Below are 18,049 nucleotides of genomic sequence, written 5' to 3' on the forward strand. Positions count from 1 at the left end.
CAAGGAGCCCCGATGTCATCTGACTCACCATCCGCCTCTTCCCCCGCCTCCGCGCCAGCGGGGGCTCCCCTGCAGCTGGTCTGGCTGCGCAGTGACCTGCGCGTACACGACAACACTGCTCTCTCGCAGGCCGCCGCTCGCGGCCCGGTCGTGGCCGTCGTCGCCCCCTGCCTGGCGCAGTGGGTCGAGCACGGCCACGGTGCCAACAAGCTCGACTTCCTGCGCCGCGGCCTGCATGTCCTGCAACAGGCACTCGCCGGCTATCACATCCCGCTCAAGGTGCTCGACTGCGACACCTTCGCTGAGGTACCCGAGGCGCTGGCCGCGCTGTGCGACGAGCTTGGTGCCCAGGCCCTGCACTTCAACGACGAATATGCCGTCAATGAGCGTGAGCGCGACCGGCGCGTGCGTGAGCGCCTGGCCGAGAGCGACGTCCGCCTGCATCGCTACACCGACATGCTGGCCTTCACGCCCGGTGAGCTGCTGACCGGCAAGGGCGATTACTACGGCGTCTTCACGCCCTTCTCCAAGCGCTGGCACAAGGAAGTCGATTCCCGTCGTCTGGCGCTGAATGGGGCACCTCAAGTGCAAGCCACGCCCCGTGACGCCAAAGGGCGCGAGATCCACGGCGATGCCATCCCGCCACTGCCCGAGACACTCAAGGGCGAGCCGGCGACAGCGCTGGACGCCGAGCTGTGGCCGGCCGGCGAAGAGGCCGCGCAGGAGCGGCTGGAACGCTTCCTGACCTTCCGCGCGCGCCGCTACCACGAACAGCGCGATATTCCCGCCACCCGTGGCACCAGCGAGCTCTCGCCCTATCTGGCGCTGGGCATGATCTCGGCCCGCCAATGCTACGCCGCCGTACTGGCAGAGAACGGCAGCCTCGCCGATGGCGATGTCGGCCTGACCAGCTGGGTCAACGAGCTGATCTGGCGTGAGTTCTACCAGCACATCCTGGTCGGCTTCCCGCGCGTCAATCGCCACCGCCCCTTCCAGCGCCACACCGAGGCCCTGCAGTGGCGCGATGACGACGCAAGCTTCGCCGCCTGGTGCGAGGGCCGCACCGGCTACCCCATCGTCGATGCCGCCATGCGTCAGCTGGTGCAGACCGGCTGGATGCACAATCGCCTGCGCATGGTGACGGCGATGTTCCTCACCAAGCATCTGCTGATCGACTGGCGACGTGGCGAGGCCTTCTTCATGACCCATCTCGTCGATGGTGAGCTGGGCGCCAACAATGGTGGCTGGCAATGGGCGGCCTCCACCGGCACCGATGCCGCGCCCTATTTCCGCATCTTCAATCCGACCACCCAGGGCCAGCGCTTCGACAAGGACGGCGAGTTCATCGCGAGCATGGTGCCGGAACTGGCCGAGCTACCGGCCAAGCGGCGCCACCAGCCCAGTGCGGATGACTGCCAACAGACGGGCTATCCACGACCGATCGTCGACCACAAGGCCGCCCGCCAGCGGGCGCTGGATACCTTCAAGGCGCTGTCAAAAAGCGAATGACCCCTCAAGCGGCCTGCTGATCTTCAGCAGGCCGCTCTTGTATCCCTCCCCTTCAGGAGCATTGCCATGCAATCGCTACCCGACGAGATGAGCCCGGCCCTGACTCGGGTATGTCGTCTTTACGAAAAGCTGGACAAAACCTCTACAGAACTGCTCAAATCAGTCTACAGTGACGATATCGTCTTCCGCGACCCCCTGCATGAAGTCCGCGGCCTGACGGCACTCAACGCCTATTTCTCAGGGTTGTACATGAATGTCGCCGCCATCGACTTCGTCTTTCATCACCCGCTGGGGCCGATGCCTGCGCAAGCCGCCGGCCCTGCGGATGAAGGCAATGCGGATGAAGGCAATGAACAGGGACTCGCCTGGCTCAGCTGGACGATGACCTATCGCCATCCCCGTCTGAACGGGGGCAAGGACATCAGCGTGCAGGGCGCCTCACGCCTCGAGTTCCGAGACGGGAAGGTTATCCAGCACCGTGACTTCTTCGATGCCGGCGAGCTGCTCTACGAGCAGGTGCCCGTACTGCGCAACGTGATCGGCCTGCTGAAACGTCGCATGGACTGAGTATCAAGAGGGTTGAGCCCTGGCGACATCCATACGGACACGCCCGGCGTTCTCTGAGTCAGTGCCATCCAGATTCTCTAGGCCAGGCAGGCAAGGCGCAGACACGTACAGGCACGCCAGACACATACATGCCAAGGAGGGGAAATGGCCAGTCATGGTTCGAGCACCACATCGACGATCGCAAAGGCTCGCAAACGCATCTGGCTGACCGGCGCCAGCTCCGGCATCGGCGAAGGGTTAGCGCGCCGGCTGCTGGCGGATGGCCACCGGGTCGCCCTCAGCGCGCGCTCCGCCGACAAGCTTGAGGCCATCGCAGCCGATGCCGAGCAAGGCCCAGGGGAAGCGCTGGTCGTGACCCTCGACCTCACCGACCGTGAGGCCATCCGCGCGGCGGCCAGCCAGATAGAGGCCCGCTTTGGTGGACTCGACCTTGCACTGCTCAACGCTGGCACCTGCGAATATCTGGATGCACGGGAATTCGAGGCAGACCTGGTCCACCGCGTGTTCGCGACCAACTTCCAGGCCGCCGTGGATGTGATCGAAAGCGCCTTGCCGCTGCTGCGCATGGCAACGGCAGACGGCGGTGAGCGGCCGCAGCTGGCAGCGGTCTCCAGTGCCTCGGCCTACCTGCCGCTGCCACGCGCGGAGGCGTATGGCGCCTCCAAGGCCGCGGTGAGCTACTTCCTGGAGTCGCTGCGACTGGACCTCGACAACCAGGGCATCGATGTCAGCGTGATTCACCCCGGCTTCGTCAAGACGCCGCTGACCGAGCGCAATGACTTCCCGATGCCGATGCAGGTCACTGTCGAGCAGGCGGTCGAGGCGATCGTGGCGGGGCTCGCGCGTCATCGGCTCGACATCCATTTCCCGCGCCGCTTCACGCTGCTGGTCAAGTTGCTGGGCATCCTGCCCGCCCCCTTGCGACGCAGCATCGGTCTACGCATGACCCGCGACTGAGTGCGCGGCAGACAAGACCGGCGAGACCTGCCCGCGCCGAATACCCGGCAACGCTTCTGCTCATGACGACATGGTGCGTTCTTCTTCTGGAGTGGCATGAACACGACAACGACCTACGCGACAGCGCCTCTACCCCGCCAGCGGATTGCCGTCATCGGCAGCGGCATCAGCGGCATGTCAGCGGCCTACTACCTGAGTCGCAAGCATGAAGTGCATGTCTTCGAGTCAGCCGAGCGCCTGGGCGGCCACACCGCCACCATGGATGTGCAGTGCGCCGATGGCAGCGACTGGGCCATCGACACCGGCTTCATCGTCTTCAATGACCGCACCTACCCGCATTTCCAGCGCCTGCTGGAACGTCTCGACGTGGCCTATCAGCCCACCGAGATGAGCTTCTCGGTGCACACCACCGCCGAGGACTTCGAGTACAACGGCCATACCCTGCTGTCGCTGTTCGCCCAGAAGCGCAATCTGCTGCGCCCGCGCTTCTATCGCCTGCTGCGCGACATCCTGCGCTTCAACAAGCAGGCTGCCGCCGATCTGGACGACGGCAAGCTCGCCGAGGGCGCGACCCTGGGCAGCTACCTGGATGCCAATGGCTACTCGCAGGTATTCCGTGAGCATTACCTGCTGCCGATGGGCGCGGCGATCTGGTCCGCCAGCATCGCGGACATCGCGCAGTTCCCGCTGCTGTTCTTCGTGCGCTTCTTCCGCCATCACGGCCTGCTGTCGGTCAATGACCGCCCACAGTGGTTCACGCTGGTCGGTGGCTCGCGCGCCTATATCGCACCGCTGACCGAAGGCTACGCCGAGCGCATTCGCCTCAACAGCAAGATCACCCGGGTCCTGCGCGACGCCGACGGCGTGACGCTTGAGCATGCCGATGGCCGCCGTGAACGCTTCGACCAGGTGGTGATGGCGTGTCATGCACCGCAGGCACTGGCGCTGCTCGGCGATGCCAGCGAGCAGGAGCGCGCGGTGCTGGGAGCGATCACGACCCAGCGCAATGAGGTGGTGATGCATACCGACACCTCGCTGCTGCCCAGGCGCAAGGCGGCCTGGGCGAGCTGGAACTACCGCCTCGACGGGCGCGACGACGCCCAGCGGGCCAGCGTCACCTACGACATGAACATCCTGCAACGCCTTGATGAGCGCGAGCACCCGCCCCGCGAGACCTTCTGCATCACGCTCAATGACAGCGACGCGATTGATCCCGCTCGGGTGCTGGGCCGTTATGCCTATGACCACCCGCGCTTCACGCTGGCCGCCGAAGCCGCCAAGGCACGCTTCACGCAGATTTCCGGCGCGCAGGCCAAGGCGGAGGGCGCGGTGGGTCGCACCCATTTCTGTGGCGCCTGGTGGCGCAACGGCTTTCACGAGGATGGCGTATGGAGTGCGCTGCGGGTCGCCGAGGCACTGGGTGCGCGCGAGGCAGACGATTGAAGGCGCCCGCCAGCCGCATCGGCTATGGCACGCTGCGCCACCGTCGCCACGCGCCGCGCCAGCATGCCTTTCGCTATCGCGTCGCCATGGCGTGGCTGGCACTGGATGAGTTGCCGGCACTGATGGCCGGCAAGCGTCTGGTGAGTGCCAGTCACGCCGCGCCACTGGCCTTTCGCGACAGTGACCATCTGCCGGCCGCGGTCCACGACATTGCCGATGGCCCACTCGAGGAACGGGTGCGCGCCGCCTGCCAGCGCGAGCTTGCCCGCAGTGGCGATCACGCGCCGCTGCCGCAGGGGCGCATCTTTCTGCTGACCCAGCTGCGCCACTTCGGGATCGGCTTCAATCCGATCCGCGTCTATTACCTCTATCACGCCTCAGGCCAGCTGGGCGCCGTGCTCGGTGAGGTAACCAATATCCCCTGGGGGGAGCGTGTGCTGTATGCCGCCCGCACGGACCCGCAGCGACGCATGCAGGCGGCGCAGTTCGACAAGCGCATGCATGTCTCGCCCTTCATGCCGATGGGCATGCGCTATCACTGGCGCTTCAACGACCCCAGCGCAGATGAGCTGTTGCTGCACATGGAAAACCACCCCCTCTCCGGGGATACGGCGCGGATAGCACAGCACTCGCTGTTCGATGCCAGCCTGAGCCTGCACTTGGAACCGGCGACCCCGCGCGCCTTTCATCGCCTGCTGCTGCGTTTCCCCTGGATGACGCTCAAGACGGTCGCAGGCATTCATTTCGAGTCGCTGCGTCTGGCGCTCAAGCGCGTGCCGATCTTCGACCATCCGCGCTCGCCGTCTTCATCATGAGGAACTCATCATGAGCCAATTCGAACCCGCTCCCCCCACACTGGCCACGACCCGGGCACCGGCGGACCGCCTGACTCGGCTGCTGCGGCCACGCCTGCTGCGCATGCTCGACAAGCTCGAGGGTGGCAGCCTGACGGTGCTGGAAGGTCGTGAGCGCCACGTACTGGGCAAGGGCGGCGCGCGTAACGTCACGCTGCGTATCCATGACTCACGCGCGTGGCGGCGCATGGCGCTGGGTGGCACCGTCGCGGCGGCGGAGGCCTACATGGATGGCCAGTGGGAGACGGATGATCTGGTCGGACTGGTGCGCCTGTTCGCCTACAACCTCGAACAGGTCAATGACTCGGTGGACAGCGGGACGTCGCGCCTGTCCAAGTGGGCGCTGAGCGTCGCCTACGCGCTGGCACGCAATACGCTGGCGGGTTCGAAGCGCAACATCTCGGCGCATTACGATCTCGGCAACGACCTCTTCGAGCTGTTCCTCGATCGCGAGCACCGCATGTATTCCGCGGCGGTGTTTCCCTATCCCGAGGCCAGCCTGGAGGCGGCCTCGACCCACAAGCTGGAGAAGCTGTTCAACCTGCTGGAACTGGGGCCACAGCATCACCTGCTGGAAATCGGCACCGGCTGGGGCGGGCTGGCGATTCATGCCGCAAGAACACGTGGCTGCCGCGTGACCACCACGACCATTTCCGATGAGCAGCACGCCTATACCAAGGCGCGTATCGCCGCGGAAGGGCTGGAGGATCGCATCACGCTGCTCAAGGAAGACTACCGGGCACTGGAAGGTCGCTTCGATCGCATCGTCTCGGTGGAGATGATCGAGGCGGTCGGCCATCAGTATCTGCCGACCTACCTGAAGACCCTCGAGCGCCTGCTCGAGCCGGCAGGCCTGATCGCGCTGCAGGCCATCACGATTCGCGATCAGCGCTTCGTGGCCGCCAGCCGCGAGATGGACTTCATCAAGCGCTACATCTTCCCCGGCGGCTTCCTGCCGTCCCATGCGGCGATTATCAGCGCCATGCAACAGGATACCCAGCTGAACCTGTTGCAACTCGAGGATATCGGCCTGCACTACGCCGCCACGCTCAAGGCCTGGGGGCAGCGCTTCGAGGCGCGTCTCGGTGAGGTCTATGCGCAGGGCTACGACGAGCGCTTCGTGCGCATGTGGCGTTACTACCTGGCGTACTGCGAGGGGGGCTTCCGCGAGCGCACCATCGGCACCTGTCAGCTGCTGCTGGGGGGGCCGGGGGCACGTCCGGTCCAGGCGGGACTTCAGGATTGGGACGCCTGAACATGCTGTCCGAGCGCTATGGAGCACTGCTCAATGCCGGGCTCTTTCAGCTCGGCTGGTTCTGCTGCGTCTTGGGCGGCTCGACGGTCGCCCTGCTGGCCACGCCGCTGATACTGGCCATGCATCTGTGGCTGATCGTGCCGACGAGTGAGCGCCTGCGCGAGCTGCGCTGGCTGGCCGCCTTCGTGGCGCTGGGCATGGTGGTGGATGGCAGTCTGTCACTGGCCGGTGGCTACACCATCACCTCGGACACGCCTGACTGGGCGCACTGGCTGCCCCTGCCTGTCTGGATGTGGTGTCTGTGGCCGCTGTTCGCCAGCACGATCCATCATGCGCTGCGCTGGTTGTGGCAGCGGCCCCGGCTTGCGGCGGCTTGCGGTGCCATCAGTGCGCCGCTGTCCTATTACGGCGGGGCGCAGCTCGCCAGTGTGACCCTCGCCGACTGGCTGCTACCGGCGCAGGCGCTGACCTGGGGCGGCCTGTGCCTGGGTATCGCACGCCTGCAGGGGCATGCCGAGCGCGCCTGAGCGCCTCAGGCGGCCTTGATGGCCAGATTGCCGGCCTCGTAGCCATTGAGTCGCTCGATGACCTCCCCCGCGGGTGCCGGCCGCGAGAAGTAGAACCCCTGGATCCAGCCGCAGCCATTCGATACCAGATATTCACGCTGTTCGGCGGTCTCGACGCCTTCCGCGATCATCTCCATGCCCAAGCCCTTGGCCATCGCCAGCACCGCCATGGTGATGGCGGCATCCGCACGCTCGCCGGGCAGACTGCGGATGAAGGCGCGGTCCAGCTTGAGCTTGTCCACCGGCAGGTCCTTCAGATAGGCGAGTGACGAATAGCCGGTGCCGAAGTCATCCACCGCGATCTGGTGGCCGCGAGCGCGTAGTGCCGCCAGGCGCCGTGAGACGTCACCGGCACGCTCATCCAGCAATACCGATTCCGTCAGCTCCAGCCCGATGGAGCTGGCAGGCACGTCATACTCCATCAACAGGCCCGCCAGCGAGGCCTCAAAGCCACCCTGGATCAGCTGCAAGGCCGAGACATTGACCCAGATGCACAGGCGATGACCGGCCCGCCGCCAGCTGGCCTGCTGCTGTACCGCCTCGCGCAGCACCCAGTTGCCCAGGCGCAGCATCAGGCCATGGCGCTCGGCCAGCGGCACGAATTCGGCCGGAGAGATGGCCCCTCGCAGCGGGTGCTTCCAGCGCAACAGCGCCTCGACACTCGCGACCTTGCCGGTGCTGGCGTCGTGCTGACATTGATAGTGCAGCTGCAATTGCCCCTGGCTCTCGATGGCGACCCGCAGGTCATTCGCCAGCCCTAGTTGCAGGTCACCGCCCGCATCCAGTGCGGGCTGGAAGCGCATGTCGGTATTGCGGCCATGCCGCTTGGCGGCATACAGGGCGCTTTCCAGACGCTGCATCAGCACATCGGCGTCAGCGCCATCCTCCGGCGCGCGGCAGCTGCCGATCGACAGCGCAAGGTGCAGCGCCTGATCGCCGATCTCGAAGGGCTTGGTCAGCACCTGACGCAGCTCATCCACCCAGGCGGTATGCTCGCCACCCGCCGTAGAGCGCAGAATCACGAATTCGTCGCCGCCGATGCGCCCGACCACGCCGCCACGCGCCAGCGCCGTCAGACGCTGGGAGAACTGCTGCAGCAGACGATCGCCCCCTTCCGCGCCCAGGGCATCATTGATGCTCTTGAGCGCATCGATATCGATCAGTGCCAGGTCCATCGCCTCCCCGGCGCGCAGGCCATTGAGGCGACTGACCAGCAGGTCGCCCAGCCGACGGCGATTGGGCAGGCCCGTCAGGGCATCTTCCAGCCCCAGGCGCTGCAGGTCCTGCTCGCGCGCCTTGTGGCGGGTGATATCGGTAAAGAGAGCGACATGGAAGACGTCGCCGCCCTGCTCGATACGGCGTGCCCGCAGCCACTCGGGGTATTCATCCCCCTGCTTGCGCCGATTCCAGACCTCGCCCTCCCAGTGGCCATTGACCTCGAGCGCCTGGCGATAACGGGCGTGAAATTCCTCGTCATGGCGCCCGGAAGACAGCAGGGAAGGGTTGCGACCAATGATCTCTTCCGGTGCGTAACCGGTGATATGACTGAAGGCGGCGTTCACGGCCAGCACCCGATTGTGGCGATCACTGATCACCAGACCATCACTGCTCAGGTGCACGGCGGCTTCCAGCAGCTGACGATGCAGCAGCTGGCGACGACGCTGGCGCGCGATGTCCAGCCCCGCCAGAACGGCAGGCAGCAACGCGGCAAGACGCAGCTCGAGCCCCGGCAACCAGGGCAGCGCTGTCAAGGCAACGAGCGCCCCGATGATCAGGGGCCGATTGAAGTGGGCTTGCGGCCACATAAGCAGCTCTCGGTGGAAGGGGTCATCGGGGATGATCCTGCATTTGCAGGCAGCAGGCCACTCTCGGCACGGCTCCAGCGGATTGCGACCGATGCCGGCAAAGGGGATCCCGCGCGAATCACACACTAGCTCCTATCGACCACTTTCCCCCCAGCTGTAGGACTTATTTGCACCCGCCCTTGCTGCCCTTTAGTCTGGCCCCCACGTGCATTCAGGGGTGCCAGCCATTAGACTAGCCCCATTCAGGCGCTCAGGTGCCTCGTACGGCATTACCATCCCGCTACTCGGAATGACTCAGTGACCAAGCAACACTCCTTTACTCGCGACGAGCTGCTGGCCTGTGGCCAGGGCGAACTCTTCGGCCCGGGCAATGCGCAACTGCCTGCTCCCAACATGCTGATGCTGGATCGCATCACTCACATCAGTGAGGAAGGCGGTAGCCACGGCAAGGGTCAGCTGATTGCTGAGCTGGATATCTCTCCGGACCTGTGGTTCTTCGACTGCCACTTCCCGGGTGATCCGGTGATGCCGGGCTGCCTGGGCCTCGATGCCATGTGGCAGCTGGTGGGCTTCCACCTCGGCTGGCTGGGCAATCCGGGCCGTGGCCGCGCGCTGGGCTGCGGCGAGGTCAAGTTCTCTGGCCAGGTGCTGCCGACCGCCAAGAAAGTGACCTACACCATCAACATCAAGCGAGTCATCACTCGCAAGCTGATCCTCGGCATCGCCGATGGTACAGTGACAGTTGACGGTCGCGACATCTATCAGGCCAACGACCTGCGCGTCGGTCTGTTCACCTCCACTGCGAACTTCTGAACGGGAGGCTCCCATGCGTAGAGTGGTAGTCACCGGGCTGGGCATTGTTTCCTGCCTGGGCAATGATCGCCAGCAGGTCCTGGAATCGCTCCGCGAAGGACGTTCTGGTATCCGCCGCAAAGAGGAATACGCCGAGCTGGGCTTCCGTAGCCACGTGGCCGGCGTTGTCGACATCAATCTCGAGGACCACATCGATCGCAAGCAATTGCGCTTCATGGGGGATGCTGCGGCCTATGCCTACATCTCCATGGCGCAGGCGATTGCCGATTCCGGTCTCACCGAAGAGCAGGTTTCCCACGAGCGTACCGGCCTGATCGCCGGTTCCGGTGGCGCTTCCTCCGCGAACCAGGTCGAGGCCGCAGACGTGATGCGCGCCAAGGGCCTGCGTCGCGTCGGTCCCTACCGCGTCACTCGCACCATGGGCTCGACCGTCTCTGCCTGTCTGGCCACGCCGTTCAAGATCAAGGGTATCAACTACTCGATCTCCTCGGCCTGTGCCACGTCTGCCCACTGCATCGGTAGCGCCGTGGAACAGATCCAGCTGAACAAGCAGGACATCGTGTTTGCCGGTGGTGGTGAAGAAGAGCACTGGACCCTGTCCTGCCTGTTCGACGCCATGGGCGCCCTGTCCACCAGCTACAACGACACGCCGGAAACCGCGTCGCGTCCCTACGACAAGACCCGTGATGGCTTCGTCATCGCAGGTGGCGGCGGCATGCTGGTGCTCGAGGAGCTGGAACACGCCAAGGCACGTGGCGCGAAGATCTACGCCGAAGTGACCGGCTATGGCGCGACCTCCGATGGCCACGACATGGTGGCACCGTCCGGCGAAGGTGCAGCACGCTGCATGCGTCAGGCGATGGCGACCGTGAATGGCGATATCGACTACATCAATACCCACGGCACCTCGACGCCGGTGGGCGATGTGGCCGAGCTCAAGGCCATCCAGGAAGTCTTCGGCGCCGCCAGCCCGGCAATGAGCTCGACCAAGTCGCTGACGGGTCACTCTCTGGGCGCCACTGGCGTGCAGGAAGCCATCTACTCCATGCTGATGATGGAGAACGACTTCATTGCCGCGTCTGCCAACGTCAGCGAGCTGGATGACCGCGCCGAAGGCCTCGACATCGTCACGACCCGTCGTGATGGCGTCAAGATCGACCGTGTGCTGTCCAACAGCTTCGGCTTCGGTGGCACCAACGCCTGCCTGATTCTGGAACGCTTCCAGGACTGATGCAGCACGCGTTCAGCAGACATGCAGTCTGCAAATATGCGCTGGTGTGAGACACGAAAAGGCCGCCCTTCGGGGCGGCCTTTTTGGTGGCTGTCCGGTGCTCGCTGGCGGGCACCGGATGCATCAGACGAGCAACAGCGAAAGCGTCAGACAGTCAGGCACCGACGCTATCGGCCGCCGCTTCCTCTTCCAGCGGCGGACGCTGGACGCTGGAGATTTCCTGCAGCTTGGTCTCGACCCAGGCCTCGACATCGGCGATCACCGCATCCGGCTTGCGCCCCGCCGTCTCGATGGCCGGGCCATAGGCGACATGGATGGTGCCCGGGCGCTTGATCCAACTGTCATTGGGCCAGATCTCACCGGCATTGTGCGCCACCGGCACCACCGGCACGCCGGCACGGCAGGCAATCGCGGCACCGGACTTGTTGAACTTCTTGCGCGTCCCCGGTGCGATGCGCGTGCCTTCCGGGAAGATCAGCACGGTAAAGCCGTCCTTGAGGCGCTGAGTGCCCACTGACAGCACCTGCTTGAGCGCCTTGGACGGCTGGGTGCGATCCAGCGGAATCGGTTCCAGCAGCTTCAGTCCCCAGCCGAAGACCGGAATCTTCAGCAGCTCCTGCTTGAGCACGGTGCATAGCGGGCGCTTGGCCACCTGCAGGTAGATGGTTTCCCACTCGCTCTGGTGGTTGGCCAGCAACACGCAGGCCCCCTCAGGCAAGGCGTCACGTCCAGTCACCTGCACCTTCACGCCGCAGGTCAGTCGGAACCACCACAGCACGATATGGTTGTAGCTATGCAGGACGCGGTAGCGCGCCTGTAGCGGAAGGCAGGCCGCCAGCGGCACCAGCACCACGGCGCTGAGCAGCAACGCCATGAAATAACCTACATAAAACAGCACGCTACGCAGCGCATTCACAGGCACAGTCTCCACAGGTCAGATCGAATCAGGGCGAGATGAGCCGGAGGCGCGCTGCGCGATCCAGTCATCCATCAGGCGGGATAGTTCGAGGCGCCACGGCTTCTGATGCACACCGAAGGTGTCCAGCACGCGACGGCAGTTGAGCACACGCCGCAGCGGCGTACCGGCGTTGAGCGTCAGTGCCTTGAGCGGGCCCGCGGCCACCGTCTCGCCCAGCCCCTCGAGACGGGTGATCAACTGGGTACGCACGACACTGACGAAGGCGTAGGTGCTGATGGGCTCGGTGCCGGCCAGATGGTAGGCCCCCCAGGCATCCGCACCGCAGCGCTGTTGCTGGAGCATGCCGATCAACGCCATGGCCACGGCATCGACACTGGTCGGGCACAGGATGACGTCCTCGGCGGCACGCACCTCTTCACCCGCCAGCAGACGCTCGATCAGCGTCGGCAACCAGGCATCACGCCCTTCCGGACCGAACAGCGGGCCCAGACGCACGATCAGGTGATCGGGCAGTTCGGCACGGATGCGATCACCGGTTGCGATGACGCGGCGCAGCGCCGTATCGATCGGCGAGGGCACCTCGTCCTCGTCGAGCAAGCCTTCGCCGCCCTGCTCGAACATCTGGTCTGCCACGCACCACACCAGCGGTGTGCCGGTCTCGATGCAGGCGGCCAGCACTTGCTCCACCGCCTCGGCATGCGCCATCACCTCGGCAGGTGCGGAATCGGCCGGGCGTGCGAACGGCGGCACGATGACGACATCCGCCTGGCTGGCGCGGATGTCATCGGCACCAATACGGTCAGACTCGACGGCGTTGAGCTCAAGATCGGCGCGCGTACCGGCCACACGAATCAGACCCAGGCCAAGACAATGCCCGGCATCTAGCAGCAAGAGTTTCACAGGCAGGCTCCAGCAAACAGGCGCATCGCCGCAAGAGGCGACGATGCAAAGGTGTCATTCTATCAACCTTGCAGACTGGCTGCAGGCCCGTTGTTGCGTGGAGTGATGGGGATCAAAGGGGCGCCGATCGGGTGAGGACGGCCGATACCGTAGCCTTGCACGAAGTCGACACCGATCAGCTCGAGGGCGGGGATCAGCTCAAGACGCTCGACATATTCCGCCACCGTGATGATGCCCATCTGGGCACAGATGCCACAGATGGCGGAGACGATGGCGGCGTCGAGGCTATCGCGAGTCAGGTTGCGCACGAAGGCGCCGTCGATCTTGAGCTGGTTGACCGGCAGCTCCTTGAGGTAGGCAAAGGACGACATGCCGCTGCCGAAGTCGTCCAGGGCGAAGCTGCAGCCGAGCCGGCGCATGCTGTAGATGAACTCGCGCGCCTGGGCCAGATTGCTGATGGCCGCCGTCTCGGTGATCTCGAAGCACAGCCGCTGGGGCATGACGGAGCTTTGCGTGACCAGCGCCGCCAGCTGATCGCGCATGCGCAGGTCACCCATGCTCTGGCCGGAGAGGTTGATCGCCAGCACGGCATCCGATTCGATGCGGCCATCATCGGACTCCAGCACCTGCAGCGCCTGGGTGACGACCCAGATATCAATCTCGGGCATCAGGCCGAATCGCTCCGCCGTCGCCATGAAGTGCGCCGGGGCCAGGTGCTCGCCCGAGTCGTTGACGTAGCGCAGCAGCACCTCATAGTAGGGCTTGCTGGTGGCATCACTCAGCGAGCGGATCGGCTGGATGTACAGCGTGAAGCGATCATTCTCCAGCGCCTCGTGCAGCAGCGGCAGCCATTGCACCTCGCGCTGGGCGCGCTCGAACCCCGCATCTCCATCATGGTAGGCATGCACCTGATTGCGCCCGCTCTGCTTGGCCATGTAGCAGGCCCCATCCGCCTGACGCAGGACCTCGGAGGCCTGGACACCACTTTCGACCGGCGCGACCCCGATACTGACGCCCAACTGGAATGGCCGCCCCTCATCGTAGTAGCGATAGGCACTGACGGCCGCGCACAGCGCTTCGGCACGCTCGATGGCCTGCTCGCGAGAACAGCGATAGAGCAGCACGGCGAACTCATCGCCCCCCAGGCGCGCCAGCACATCCGTTTCCCGCACCTGCGCTCGCATCAGCGCGGAGAGCTCGCGCAATACGGTGTCTCCAGCCGCGTGACCGCAGGTGTCGTTGACCACCTTGAAGAAGTCGAGATCCAGGTACAGCAGCTGGTGAAAGCCGCCATCGGCCAGCGCCGCGGTGAGAGAGTCATCGAAGGCAGTGCGATTGTGCAGGCCGGTCAGGCTGTCGTGATGTGCCTGGAAGTTGAGACGCCGAATCATGGCCTGGCGATAGCTGATGTCGCGGAAGACCAGTACGGCCCCCTCGACATCCCCACTGCGACGGCGCACGGGCGAGGCCTTGAGCTCCACGGCACATTCACTGCCATCACGTGCCACCAGCAGCGTCTGGCTGGACATGTGCACCACTTCGCCACGCTGCAAGACCCCTTCCAGCTGGCTGGCGACCGACTGCAACGTACCTTCATGGCGCAGCTGCAAGATGCGCGCCCAGGGACGCCCGCGGGCCAACGACGGGTCCCAGCCACACAGTTCGGCAGCGATGGGATTGATGTGCTGGATATGGCCCTCGCGATCGAGGCTGATCACTCCTTCATCGATGGAATCCAGCATGACCGCCACCTGATCGCGCTCATGACGCAGCTCCCGGGTCCGATACTCCAGCAGGCCATCCAGACGCGAGCGGTAATGGCGACTGCGACGCATGCGCTGCTCGGCACTGATGGCCAGGAGTGCCAGCCCCAGCACGGCCAGGGTCGCGATCGCGATGGCCAGGGCCAGCCACAGATTCTGCCCGGAGTTCATGCCCGCCCCGGCGGGAGAGATGATGGGCGTGGTCAGCGGCATCATCTCCATCGCCGCCATGCCGATGTAATGCATGCCGGCGATCGCAAGTCCCATCGCGCCGGCCGCCAGGGCCTGATAGATGCGATTGGGGCGGCGCTGGCGCAAGAAGAAACCTCCCAGCCACAGGGCCGCCGTCGCGGCCACCACCGCCACCACGATGGACACTGCGAACAGCAGCGGGTCATAGCGGTATGGCATGTGCATCTGCATCGCCGCCATGCCGGTGTAGTGCATCGTGGCGATGCCGCCGCCCATGATGGTCCCGCTCGTCATCAACAGCATCGGCGTCAGGCGTGGCAGCGTATTCACCCAGAGCGCCAGCCCCGAGGCCAGCATTGCGATCAGCACCGACAACGCCGTCAGGCCGGGCGCATAGGTGACCGAAGCCGGGCTTTCATACGCCAGCATGCCGATGAAATGCATGGCCCAGACACCCAGCCCCATCGCCACGGCTCCGCCCACCAGCCAGCCGAGGCTGGTGGCGCGCGAAGGGGCCAGCGCGACCTGACGAATCAGCTGCAGCGCTGCATGTGAAGCCAGCACGGCGACCACGATTGACAGGGCGACCAGTGGGTAGGAATAACTGCCATGCATGAATAACCTCAATCATCAGGGGCATGCCACAGTCGGCAAGATAGGGGCGGAAATCCGACAACGGCGTCATGTCGCCAGCACTCCCTCTGGAGTACCACGACAGGCTTCTCAGGCCATGGATTGCCACCCGACAACACTGGCAGTCCAACGGCGAGATACCAAGAGAATACGGCCATGAAGCGTTTTTGCACAACGCTCGTTTGCAACGCATGTATGAGCCGCAATGGAGTGGCGCTCAACCTCCCTTACGCGCGGCACAAGCCACTGGATGTCGCGCTCGGAATCATTTCTCATGATCAGCAATAATCCATGAAAAACAGATACTTACATAAACAAAAACGCGGACATCTCATGCTTGATTCAAAAAAAAGCCCTCGCTGAACGAGGGCCTTTTCTTCGTTATCGCTTGCGCGCTCTATCGGCGCACAGACGAAAAACTTTATTCAGAACGGGATTTCATCATCGAAATCATCGAAGCTGCCCGCGGGCGGCGCACCGAAATTGTTGTTCTGGGAGTTGTTCTGCTGCGCAGGCTGCTGGCCACCGAAGTTGTTGCCCTGCTGAGGGGCCGGCTGCTGACCACCGAACTGACCGCCTTGCTGAGGGGCCGGCTGCTGACCACCGAACTGGCCACCTTGCTGCGGGGCCGGCTGCTGACCACCGAACTGGCCACCCTGCTGGGGGGCTGCGGCCGGTTGCTGGCCGCCCTGCTGAGGCGCCTGCTGCGGGCGACCACCAGCGAAGTTGCCGCCGCCACCTTCACCACGCGTATCCAGCATCTGCATGTCGTTGGCCACGATTTCGGTGCTGTAACGGTCATTGCCGTTCTGATCCTGCCACTTGCGCGTCTGCAGGCGACCTTCGATATACAGGCGTGAGCCTTTCTTGACGTATTGCTGGGCCACTTCAGCCAGCTTGTTGAACATCACCACACGGTGCCATTCGGTACGTTCCTGACGCTGACCGCTCTGGCGATCATTCCAGGTGTCCGTCGTCGCGAGGTTCAGGTTGCACACCGCACTACCGGACGGGGTGAAGCGAACTTCCGGGTCTTGACCGAGATTACCGATCAGAATGACCTTGTTTACGCCACGAGCCATGAAGATTACTCCTGCAAATAGACCGGCGCGCCATGGGCACCGGAGAAGGTATCGAGTGCATCGGCAATGTGTTGCCGATGTCAGGGTTCAGCTGGCAGGCACTTCCGCGCCTGCCGGAGTTTCGTCATCACGCTGGCGAGTGAAGCGGGCCAGCGCCTTGTCATCCAGTGTATCGCGTGTGACCTTGAGATAAGCGACCCGTTCCTCACGCACCACGAGCGCCTCTTCCACGCCGGCGATCGCCAGCAGGCGTGTCTGCAGCTCGACGGCCGACAATTGCGCGGCCTCGGGTGACAGGCCGATCACTTCACTGCCCAGATGTCGCGGCGGTTGCATGCCCCACACCACGGCCAGCCACAGAATGGCGACCAGCCCCATGGCGAAGAACACGCCGCTCAGACCGAAATGCCCGGTCAACCAGCCGCCCCCGACACCGCCCACGAAGGCGCCCAGGAACTGACTGGTGGAATAGACCCCCATCGCCGTGCCCTTGGCACCGGCCGGGGCCAGTTTGGAGATCATCGACGGCAAGGTCGCCTCAAGCAGATTGAAGGCGACGAAGAACAGCCACAGCAGGCCGAGGAACATCGCAAGCCCCGCATGCTCGATGCCATCGACTCCCAGCAGCAGCAAGCTTGTCGCGATGGTCGCGACGGCCCCCAGGAAGACGGGCTTCATGCGCCGATACTTCTCGGCCACGATGACCAGCGGCAGCATGGCGACAAAGGCCAGCCCCATCAATGGCAGGTAGATCCAGCCATGATGCGCCGGGGCGATGCCGAAATTGACCAGCTGCTGGGGAATGGCCACGAAGCAGGCGGTCAGGATCATGTGCAGCGCAAAGATCGACACATCCATGCGCAACAATGCGGAATTCGCGAGGATACCCTTGAGCTGGCGCCTATCAAGCCCCACATCCTGATGTTGACGCTTGGGCGCAGCTGGCACCAGCTTCCAGAGCACGAACAGGCTCGCGACGGCCATCACGGCGGTCAACCAGAAGACTCCCGACAAGCCGAAGGCATCTGCGGCCAGTGGCCCTGCGACCATCGCCAGTGCAAAGGCGACCCCGATCGACATGCCGATGGAGGCCATCGCCATGGTGCGAACCTCCTCCCGGGTCTGATCGGCCAGCAGTGCCATGATCGCTCCCGCCACGGCGCCGCTGCCCTGCAGACAGCGCCCGAGGATGATCATCTCGATGCTGTCGGCCGTCGCCGCGACCAGCGAGCCCAGAATGAACAACCCGAGCCCGAAGCCGATCACGGCCTTGCGCCCCAGTCGGTCTGACAGCCAGCCGAACGGAATCTGCAGCAATGCCTGGGTCAGCCCGTAGCCACCCAGCGCCACACCGACCAGTGTCGGCGTCGCTCCGGCGAGGTCACGGGTATAGAGCGCCAGCACCGGCAACACCATGAACAGCCCCAGCATGCGAGTCGCATAGAGGCTGGCAAGGCCGACGATGGCGCGGCGTTCCGGCGCGAGCAGTCGAGAGGTTTTCATGGGCGGCGGCGGGCTCCGGAGCATGACAGTCAAGAAGAGGGAGGCCGACCACGTGGG

The 18,049-nt window shown here is 64.5% G+C and carries 15 protein-coding genes; 9 read left to right on the forward strand and 6 right to left on the reverse strand.

All coding sequences use genetic code 11. The annotated features are described in order from the left end of the window. Positions 1-12: 12 nt before the first annotated feature. The 7 genes from phrB (at position 13) to HA399_RS16390 (ending at position 7,112) form a co-directional block, all read left to right on the forward strand. A complete protein-coding gene (gene phrB / locus HA399_RS16360; RefSeq protein ID WP_404325523.1) occupies positions 13-1,509 on the forward strand; it encodes a deoxyribodipyrimidine photo-lyase in 1,497 nt (498 codons plus the stop codon). Between the two features lie 66 nt (positions 1,510-1,575). Continuing rightward, a complete protein-coding gene (locus HA399_RS16365; RefSeq protein ID WP_348472992.1) occupies positions 1,576-2,076 on the forward strand; it encodes a nuclear transport factor 2 family protein in 501 nt (166 codons plus the stop codon). A 144-nt stretch (positions 2,077-2,220) separates the two neighbouring features. Continuing rightward, positions 2,221-3,033: an SDR family NAD(P)-dependent oxidoreductase gene (locus HA399_RS16370; RefSeq protein WP_404325525.1), complete on the forward strand. Its 813-nt coding sequence runs from the start codon at positions 2,221-2,223 to the stop codon at positions 3,031-3,033. 96 nt (positions 3,034-3,129) lie between these two features. Then, positions 3,130-4,476 carry an NAD(P)/FAD-dependent oxidoreductase gene (locus tag HA399_RS16375; RefSeq protein ID WP_404325526.1) on the forward strand — a complete coding sequence of 449 codons (1,347 nt, stop codon included), beginning with the start codon at positions 3,130-3,132 and terminating at the stop codon, positions 4,474-4,476. Beyond that, a complete protein-coding gene (locus HA399_RS16380; protein WP_404325527.1) occupies positions 4,473-5,291 on the forward strand; it encodes a DUF1365 domain-containing protein in 819 nt (272 codons plus the stop codon). Before HA399_RS16375 ends, HA399_RS16380 begins: the two co-directional genes overlap by 4 nt. Before the next feature lie 10 nt (positions 5,292-5,301). Beyond that, on the forward strand, positions 5,302-6,585 hold the full coding sequence (locus HA399_RS16385) for a class I SAM-dependent methyltransferase (RefSeq protein WP_404325528.1): 1,284 nt from the start codon (positions 5,302-5,304) through the stop codon (positions 6,583-6,585). After that, complete coding sequence (locus HA399_RS16390; protein ID WP_404325529.1) at positions 6,573-7,112, forward strand: DUF2878 domain-containing protein; 540 nt, start codon at positions 6,573-6,575, stop codon at positions 7,110-7,112. The genes HA399_RS16385 and HA399_RS16390 overlap by 13 nt, the downstream gene beginning before the upstream one ends. A 5-nt stretch (positions 7,113-7,117) precedes the next feature. On the opposite strand, the gene HA399_RS16395 is transcribed toward HA399_RS16390, so the two are convergent. Then, positions 7,118-8,956, reverse strand: a complete 1,839-nt coding sequence (locus HA399_RS16395; protein ID WP_284893584.1) for a bifunctional diguanylate cyclase/phosphodiesterase — start codon at positions 8,954-8,956, stop codon at positions 7,118-7,120. Between the two features lie 297 nt (positions 8,957-9,253). Here HA399_RS16395 and fabA point away from each other — a divergent pair, with 297 nt between their 5' ends. Together fabA and fabB are read left to right on the forward strand one after the other, a co-directional pair. Next, entirely contained in the window at positions 9,254-9,769 is a 516-nt protein-coding gene (fabA, locus tag HA399_RS16400; protein ID WP_043334808.1) for a 3-hydroxyacyl-[acyl-carrier-protein] dehydratase FabA, read from the forward strand. Between the two features lie 13 nt (positions 9,770-9,782). Then, on the forward strand, positions 9,783-11,000 hold the full coding sequence (fabB, locus tag HA399_RS16405) for a beta-ketoacyl-ACP synthase I (RefSeq protein WP_043334810.1): 1,218 nt from the start codon (positions 9,783-9,785) through the stop codon (positions 10,998-11,000). 154 nt (positions 11,001-11,154) lie between these two features. Here fabB and HA399_RS16410 read toward each other — a convergent pair whose 3' ends face one another. From HA399_RS16410 to HA399_RS16430, 5 genes are all read right to left on the reverse strand, one after another. Then, complete coding sequence (locus HA399_RS16410) at positions 11,155-11,916, reverse strand: lysophospholipid acyltransferase family protein (protein WP_348473006.1); 762 nt, start codon at positions 11,914-11,916, stop codon at positions 11,155-11,157. Positions 11,917-11,934: 18 nt separating this feature from the next. Further along, complete coding sequence (locus HA399_RS16415; RefSeq protein ID WP_404325530.1) at positions 11,935-12,819, reverse strand: sugar nucleotide-binding protein; 885 nt, start codon at positions 12,817-12,819, stop codon at positions 11,935-11,937. Between the two features lie 62 nt (positions 12,820-12,881). Continuing rightward, positions 12,882-15,389 carry an EAL domain-containing protein gene (locus HA399_RS16420; protein ID WP_404325531.1) on the reverse strand — a complete coding sequence of 836 codons (2,508 nt, stop codon included), beginning with the start codon at positions 15,387-15,389 and terminating at the stop codon, positions 12,882-12,884. A gap of 443 nt (positions 15,390-15,832) precedes the next feature. Then, positions 15,833-16,489 carry a single-stranded DNA-binding protein gene (gene ssb / locus HA399_RS16425; RefSeq protein ID WP_131432841.1) on the reverse strand — a complete coding sequence of 219 codons (657 nt, stop codon included), beginning with the start codon at positions 16,487-16,489 and terminating at the stop codon, positions 15,833-15,835. An 87-nt stretch (positions 16,490-16,576) separates the two neighbouring features. Continuing rightward, complete coding sequence (locus HA399_RS16430) at positions 16,577-17,992, reverse strand: MFS transporter (protein WP_404325532.1); 1,416 nt, start codon at positions 17,990-17,992, stop codon at positions 16,577-16,579. Positions 17,993-18,049 lie beyond the last annotated feature (57 nt).

The sequence above is a fragment of the Cobetia sp. UIB-001 genome (genome assembly GCF_044789135.1).
Taxonomy (GTDB): domain Bacteria; phylum Pseudomonadota; class Gammaproteobacteria; order Pseudomonadales; family Halomonadaceae; genus Cobetia; species Cobetia amphilecti.